Source organism: Halomonas sp. 3D7M (assembly GCF_014897885.1).
Taxonomy (GTDB): domain Bacteria; phylum Pseudomonadota; class Gammaproteobacteria; order Pseudomonadales; family Halomonadaceae; genus Vreelandella.
In genome coordinates, this window is the sequence record NZ_JABUZF010000263.1 from 1 (window position 1) to 6,360 (window position 6,360).

At 53.3% G+C, this 6,360-nt stretch carries 5 protein-coding genes, 1 tRNA gene and 1 pseudogene; 3 read left to right on the forward strand and 4 right to left on the reverse strand.

The features are described from left to right. A pseudogene (locus tag INT22_RS17045) lies at positions 1–195 on the forward strand (hypothetical protein); the annotation flags it as partial. Between the two features lie 25 nt (positions 196–220). On the opposite strand, the gene INT22_RS17050 reads toward INT22_RS17045, so the two are convergent. Both INT22_RS17050 and INT22_RS17055 read right to left on the reverse strand, forming a co-directional pair. Then, a complete protein-coding gene (locus tag INT22_RS17050) occupies positions 221–2,221 on the reverse strand; it encodes a TonB-dependent siderophore receptor (protein ID WP_193068625.1) in 2,001 nt (666 codons plus the stop codon). Positions 2,222–2,706: 485 nt separating this feature from the next. Next, positions 2,707–3,075 (reverse strand): hypothetical protein, encoded by a 369-nt coding sequence (locus INT22_RS17055; protein ID WP_193068622.1) that lies wholly within the window; start codon positions 3,073–3,075, stop codon positions 2,707–2,709. A gap of 235 nt (positions 3,076–3,310) precedes the next feature. Between INT22_RS17055 and INT22_RS17060 the strand changes: the two genes are divergently transcribed. Then, positions 3,311–3,628 (forward strand): DMT family transporter, encoded by a 318-nt coding sequence (locus INT22_RS17060; RefSeq protein WP_193068623.1) that lies wholly within the window; start codon positions 3,311–3,313, stop codon positions 3,626–3,628. Between the two features lie 450 nt (positions 3,629–4,078). Here INT22_RS17060 and INT22_RS17065 read toward each other — a convergent pair. Continuing rightward, positions 4,079–4,155 (reverse strand) — tRNA-Ile (locus INT22_RS17065). A 142-nt stretch (positions 4,156–4,297) separates the two neighbouring features. Between INT22_RS17065 and INT22_RS17070 the strand changes: the two genes are divergently transcribed. Next, entirely contained in the window at positions 4,298–4,873 is a 576-nt protein-coding gene (locus INT22_RS17070) for a hypothetical protein (protein WP_319022101.1), read from the forward strand. Between the two features lie 17 nt (positions 4,874–4,890). Here the strand turns inward: INT22_RS17070 and INT22_RS17075 are convergent. Beyond that, on the reverse strand, positions 4,891–6,360 hold a 1,470-nt coding region (locus INT22_RS17075), incomplete at its 5' end, for an ABC transporter ATP-binding protein (RefSeq protein WP_226912847.1).

Sequence of the window (6,360 nt, forward strand, 5' to 3'; positions counted from 1 at the left end):
GTTTTCATGCATTTTCCCTGCGTGCGACGGGCAGGGATTACGCTGGCGGCAATTGCCCTGCAAACGCGCGGCCTAATTCGTTACCACCGTGGTGAAATCATCATCCTGGATCGCCCCGGCCTGATCGAAGCGTCTTGCACTTGCTATAGCGAAGATTGTGCGCTGTATGCCCGTGTGCTGACACCACACAGCTAACGGAGCAGTGGCGGAAAACCAAGCGTTACCAACGATACCTCACGCTGCCAATGACACTGCGAGACTCACCGTAGTAGCACCAATATTCACAGCTCGCCACGTACTCTTTATCGGTGAGGTTATTGACGTTCAATTGAGCCTGCCAACCATCAGCAAACTCATAGCCCACCATCGCATCGACCAGCGTGTAGCTACCCACGGCAGTGTTATCTGCCACACTGGTGTCTATCGTGCTCCCCACATAACGCACACCACCTCCTAAGGTAACGCCCTTCAAGGCGCCTCCGGTAAAGGCATAGTCCAACCAGGTTGACGCCTGGTGGCGCGGGATCAGGGGCGCCCGCTGATCATCTTCAAGGCGTGAATCGGTATAGGTATAAGCCGCCGTCACTTTTAAGTCATCCGTTAGGTAACCAACCCCTTCCAACTCAAAGCCCTGAGAGGTTCGTTCACCTTCTTGCACCTGGAAGCCACTCGGCGAGTTGATCAGCGTATTGCTCTCTTGCAGGTCAAATACTGCGGCCGTGACATAGCCGTCCCAGCCAAAGGGCGCGACTTTGACTCCAGCTTCCCACTGGCGACCTTCGCGGGGCTCGTAAAGATCACCATCGCTGTCCACTCGACCTAGCGGGTCAAAAGATTCGGTATAACTGATATAAGGGTTAACACCGTTTTCCCCCAAATACATCGCACCACCAGACCAGGATACTTGGTCATCGTCTGAGCGTTGCGTTGTTGCCGCGGTAACATTCCTGTTTTCGGTATCCGCCTGATCATAGCGAACCCCACCCAAAAGCACCCAACGGTCATCAATACGCAGCTGGTTTTGGGCGTACAAGCCGGTTTGCTCTTTATCAATTTCGCGGGTTAACAAATCATCCGCCCCTACGGGCGTAAAGTTGCCATAGGTGGGATTGAAGATATCGATAGGATCGCCAAAAGGGAATGGATCAGCTTCTTGGCCACTCACCCCAAGGTTCTGATAATCCGCCCCCAACAGCAGGGTATTTTCTGTACGATCGGTGTACCAAGTGCCCACCATACGGTTATCAACCGTCAAACTATCAATGGTGCCATCGCGATACACATGCCCGCGTGCCGCTTGACGCTCATCAGTCATAAAGAAGGCGTACGTACTGCGCAGCTCTAAATCCAACTCGCTGTAGCGTAAATCCTGCTCGAAGCGCCACGTATCATTAAGGTGGTGGCGTAGTTCATAGCCTAGCGCCCACTGGGTACGGTTATCCTTATCGTAACCCGGCTCACTCAGGTTGGTTTGGGGGTCGACACGGCCAAAGGGGGTGTCTTGAACCGTACCATAGGGCAGCTTGAAGGAGTTGACCGGAACACCGTCATCTTTCTGCACGCTGGCCAAAAAGGTAACCGTTGTATCGTCGCTAACATCCACCGCCAAACTCGGCGCAAAGTAGTAACGCTCGTTATTAGTCGCGTTCAGATCACCATCACGCTCTTTATAAAGGCCGACCAAACGGTAGCGAACATTATCACTCTCGCCTACCGGGCCACTGGTATCAATGCCCACTTGGCGATGATCGCGATTGCCAAACTGTACATTCACCTCACCCTGAGGCGTTTCTGTTGGGCGCTTGCTGACCGCATTAATCAGGCCCCCAGGAGGCGCTTCGCCGTAAAGAATAGAGGATGGACCTTTGAAGACATCCACCCGCTCCAAGCCAAATGGCTCCGGCAGCCACTGATAGAAGCCTTCCCGATAGATCCGCAGGCCATCTTGGTAAGTGGACTGATCAAACCCACGCACCTTGAACCAATCAGTGTTGTTATCGCTGCCGAAATGCCCCGAGAGCACGCCTGCACGATAACGGAAAGTTTCATCTAATTGCTGGACGTTGCGGGCTTCCAACTCCTCACGATCAACGCTGGATACAGGACGCGGCGTTTCCACCAGCGGCGTATCCACTTTCAAGGCAGTTGCGGTTACCACAACAGGATCGTTAGCAACTCGCTCCTCTTGAGCAAGCGCCGCCAATGGCGCAACGCTGAGCATTCCACCCAGCGACACCACCAACGAGCGGCGAACCGCCGCAGTCAGCGGCGCGACAGAAAACGACATGGACGTAGGGAGCATAGGAAGGTCTCACAGGCATGAGGAGAAGTATCGTTATAGTAAGACGAATGATACGGATTTTTATTTGCATGAACAATAACGACAACGATGCAAGCCAATCACGCTCTTAAACGAATGTTCCGTAGCAATCTAAAACAGCTAGAGATGCGGGAGTAATCAATGAAGGCATTCTGAAATGTATTGTTAGCCGATAGTTGTGCCAAGGCGACTGGACACTGTCATCACCGCTGACTTATAAGCTGTTACACAGCCTCAGTCAGGAACGGTATTTTTAGCCAACATTAATACAACTTTTAAGCTCACCGCCAGCAATGGAACACAGCGGAATTGCCATCCGGTGCAGAGCCTTGCTCAGCATTTTCTTTGTTGGGAATTTCAAGCATCGAACACGTCTGCATTAGTACTCATCCGAAGATATGAAACCCTTGCTGCAGCCTTCCGATGATCGCGAACAAACCGCTTCCCATTACCAGAGCAAGGAGGAACACTCCTGCAATGAGACACACGTAAAGCAATGTCCAAGAACTGGCGGAGGCTGAATCCAGAAGCTCTTTGGAAGCCTTAGTGGAGCACCGGTAGATTCGACTCAAACTTCTTTCCACGCCAAGAACGATGCCACCAATAACGCCAAACAGCAGCGCGACCGCGAAAGTGATGACTCGGGACTGCCCGTTAGTACAACCATCCCACAACAAAATAGCACCGTTAGTCCAAGCCAATACGATGCAACCCCATGAGACAAGTTGATAGATCAACCTAAGCGTGTGGATCATTGACTGCTCATACCATTGGTTTGCCTGCCGAACATTAATGATACACCTTTCTACATAAGCTGAATGACCCCGGCGATGCCAGTCAGATGGTTGTCACAACATTCCTCAACGAAAAACCCGGTGGATCAACTGCTTCTCGCGAGCTAATATAGGCCTCTTCAAAGGAGGACGACCTCCCCCATCTTGGGCACTAATGACCAGGACGACCTGGCCCCGTTAGATTCCGGAGGGGTCAATGCCTTGGTTCTATCTTCTCGTTGCCGGTATTCTTGAAGTTGTATGGGCTTACGCAATGAAGCAATCTCATGGCTTCAGTCGGCTCATACCATCACTCATCACAATCTCAGCGATGGTGGCCAGCTTCTGGCTGTTAGCTGTTGCCATGCGAACTATTCCGCTCGGAACGGCCTATACGATCTGGACTGGAATAGGGGCTGTCGGGGCGTTTCTCGTCGGAATTGCCTTTTTGGCTGAGCCGGTTAGTGCATTGAGAATCGTTGCTATGATTCTCATTGTTTCAGGATTGGTGTTGATGAAGCTATCAAGCGCCTGACACTGAGTTTTTTAACGATAGATCTCGCTGCTGGATTATTAACCTATCGAGTTTTGAAGTAAGGCCCTCCAAATCCACCGACGACGAATGCACTTCCAGGTAAGTGTGCCCGCTCCTATCGCGTGCTTGGAATGTGGCGTGCAGAGTGAGTTCGTGCGGCTCGGCAAGCGGGTCACCCTCAAGGTGGCCCGCTACCGGTAGACCTGCCTAGCCTGCAAGACTACCTATTGAGCCCAGAGGGAGCCCCGCCACAACGACTGTAAGGGAGCACCTATTATAATGGTCGCAAGCACGAAAGAATCAATCTCACGGCTCAAGAAGAAATGAGAACTGCGGCGCAAGAAAATGCTAAAAACGTCGCACGCTTAAACATGCGTGGACACTTTATGGACACCTAGAAGAAAAAAGTACCGCTAGGAAGAAATAAAGAGAGGGTAAGTCATTGAAAAATGGTGGGCCCAGTAGGACTTGAACCTACGACCAAGGGATTATGAGTCCCCTGCTCTAACCAACTGAGCTATAGGCCCGTAAAGCGTGCATATAATAGCGAATGTGTTCGGGCGAGGCTACCCCTTACGGTGCTATCTTGTGGTGATAGCAGCAATTTTTTAGGGGCACTTATTGAAAAACGTGGGGTCTGGTAGTGAGTTCCTAATGCGGAGACGTGCTGTGAAAGCTTTGATTGCTCTTATCCCGCTATTGTTGGCGGTGCCGGTTCATGCGGATTGGCAGCTAGATCCTGGTCAGTCGCAGGTGCAGGCGTCTATTACTCAATTAGATGGCAATGCCCCGCAAACCCATCACCATCAGGTGAATAATTTGCAGGGTGATATCTCTGCCGATGGCACCCTGCGCCTGCCGTTGCGTTTGAGCCAAACGGATTTGCTGACTCGCTTTGGTGATTTGCCACCTTGGGTGGGCTTGCTGGCCAATACCACGCTAGTCACACTGGTCGCGCAGATGCCGCCGGAGCGGTTAGATGGCTTGGATATTGGTGAATCCATGGTGGAAACGCTTACCTTTCGGGTACAAACCGACCTGGTTAATCAGGAAGAGTCGGTGCCGCTGCGCTTTACCCGTGAAGGGCTGAACGAGGTGCGTGTTACCCATGCTGAACCGATGGCGATGGATGGCCACGCGCTGATGGCCAACAGCACGGTACGAACCGTGCTGTCGTTGCTGGGCTATCAGGAGATTGACGAGCATGTACCAGTCACCTTGAATGCCCTGCTGGTGAACCGCTAACGCACCGTAAGGCGCGTTCAGTGGCTGAGTGTTTCCACATCGCCTGCCTGGGCAGCGCCGGTTTGTACTCGCCACTGGGCAGCATAATGGCCATCCGCCACCAACAAGCTTGAGTGGTTACCGCGCTCAGCAACGCGTCCTTTTTCGATCACCACGATTTCATCGGCATGCACAATAGTCGAAAGCCGATGGGCAATCATAATCACCGTACGGCCATGGGCGATGCGCTTTAGTGAACGCTGAATGGCAGCTTCAGTTTCGTTGTCCACCGCGCTAGTGGCTTCATCCAGCACCAGAATTGGCGGATCTTTAAGCAGCGCCCTGGCCAGCGAAAGCCGCTGACGTTGGCCGCCAGAGAGCAATACCCCTCGCTCGCCAACCGGGGTCTCCAATCCTTGGGGCAATGTTTCAATAAAACTCCAGGCTTCGGCGGTTTTCGCGGCGTCAATAATCGCGGCCTCCGAGGCATCGGGTTTGCCGTAAGCAATATTGTCGCGAATGCTGCCTTCAAACAGGTACACATCCTGGCTCACCAACCCTATCGCTTGGCGCAGCGAGTGCATGCTGACCTGTGTGATCGGCTGACCGTCGACCAGTACGCGGCCGCTGACTGGGTCGTAAAAGCGCAGCAGCAATTTGATCAGGGTCGATTTACCGGAACCGGTAGCGCCTACTAGCGCTAGGGTGTTGCCTGCGGGTACGTGTAGATCAACGCCATTCACGCCTACTTGGCTCGCGGCATAGTGGAAGCTCACTGCTTCGAACCGCACCTCGCCTTTCACAGGTGCAGCGAGAGGCGTTGTACTTTCATCTTTAACCGTAATTGGCACTTCCAGTAGGTCAAGAATCCGCTTAGTACTGGCCATCGCGCGCTCGAACAGGTCGATCACTTGGGCAAGGCCGGTGAGCGGCCACAGCAAGCGCTGGGTAAGGAAAACCAGGACGCCATAAGCACCTACATTCAGGCTGCCGTTCAGCGCCATCATGCCGCCGACGGTGAAGGTGGCGAGAAAGCCCGACAGAATCGCCATACGGATGACGGGTATAAACGCGGAGCTGACCTTTATCGCCCGGCGGTTGGCTTCCAAATAGGCTTCGCTAGCATCACGGAGGCGCTCGGCTTCCCGTGCTTCACTGGTAAAGCTTTTGATGGTGGCAATGCCGCTTAGGTTGTTGGAAAGGCGGCTGGCAAGATCACCCACCTTTTCACGCACATCGCTATACAGCGGCCCGGCTTTGCGTTGGAAAAAGAAGGCACCCCAGATAATCAGCGGAATCGGCGTGAACGCCAGTAGCGCAATCAGCGGTGACAGTACAAAAAACACGGCGCCTACCGCTATTACCGTCACACCAACTTGAATCAGCGCGTTGGCTCCGCCGTCCAGGAAGCGCTCCAGTTGGTTCACGTCGTCGTTCATGGTGGCGACGAGCTGGCCGGAGCTTTTAGATTCGAAAAACGCCATATCCAAGCGCTGGGCGTGCTCGTA

Bases quoted from the DNA above. Each gene is read 5' to 3' on its own strand.
- INT22_RS17050 (WP_193068625.1), bottom strand. From the start codon at position 2,221: ATGCTCAGCGTTGCGCCATTGGCGGCGCTTGCTCAAGAGGAGCGAGTT.
- INT22_RS17055 (WP_193068622.1), bottom strand. From the start codon at position 3,075: ATGATCCACACGCTTAGGTTGATCTATCAACTTGTCTCATGGGGTTGC.
- INT22_RS17060 (WP_193068623.1), top strand. From the start codon at position 3,311: ATGCCTTGGTTCTATCTTCTCGTTGCCGGTATTCTTGAAGTTGTATGG.